This window comes from Rhizobium atlanticum (assembly GCF_030182485.1).
GTDB lineage: Bacteria > Pseudomonadota > Alphaproteobacteria > Rhizobiales > Rhizobiaceae > Rhizobium.
Map to the genome: position 1 here is coordinate 1 of NZ_JAQJCJ010000086.1, position 856 is coordinate 856.

Here is an 856-nt window from a genome sequence, read left to right on the forward strand (position 1 = left end):
CGCCGCTGCCGGCCGCACCCGCCTCGACCGTCGCCCGGTCGTCGGTCACCGTCGCATCGACGACGATCGCAGCCGCATCGTTGGCGCCGGTGATGGCGACGACGATATTGTGGCTGGCGGTGCCGTCGAGCGAGCTGACGCTCAGCGTGTCGCTGACCGCGTCGCCCTGGTTGAGCGCCTGTGTTGCCGCCCGGCTGTTGTCGAGCGTATAGGTCCAGCTGCCGGTGGCGGCATTGAAGCTGAAGCTGCCATAGATGCCATTCAGCGAGGCCGGGGCGGCAAACACCGCCTCGCCGTCGTCGACGTCGCTGACCGTCAGCTTGCCGGAGGCGCTCGGATCGCCGCTGCCGGCCGCACCCGCCTCGACCGTCGCCCGGTCGTCGGTCACCGTCGCATCGACGACGATCGCAGCCGCATCGTTGGCGCCGGTGATGGCGACGACGATATTGTGGCTGGCGGTGCCGTCGAGCGAGCTGACGCTCAGCGTGTCGCTGACCGCGTCGCCCTGGTTGAGCGCCTGTGTCGCCGCCCGGCTGTTGTCGAGCGTATAGGTCCAGCTGCCGGTGGCGGCATTGAAGCTGAAGCTGCCATAGATGCCATCGAGCGAGGCCGGGGCGGCAAACACCGCCTCGCCGTCGTCGACGTCGCTGACCGTCAGCTTGCCGGAGGCGCTCGGATCGCCGCTGCCGGCCGCACCCGCCTCGACCGTCGCCCGGTCGTCGGTCACCGTCGCATCGACGACGATCGCAGCCGCATCGTTGGCGCCGGTGATGGCGACGACGATGTTGTGGCTGGCGGTGCCGTCGAGCGAGCTGACGCTCAGCGTGTCGCTGACCGCGTCGCCCTGGTTGAGCGC

The 856-nt window shown here is 70.0% G+C and carries 1 protein-coding gene; it reads right to left on the minus strand.

Features of this window, described 5'->3' with window-relative positions:
- The coding region (locus tag PH551_RS32815; RefSeq protein WP_285196411.1) for a VCBS domain-containing protein at positions 1-856 on the minus strand (856 nt) is incomplete at both ends.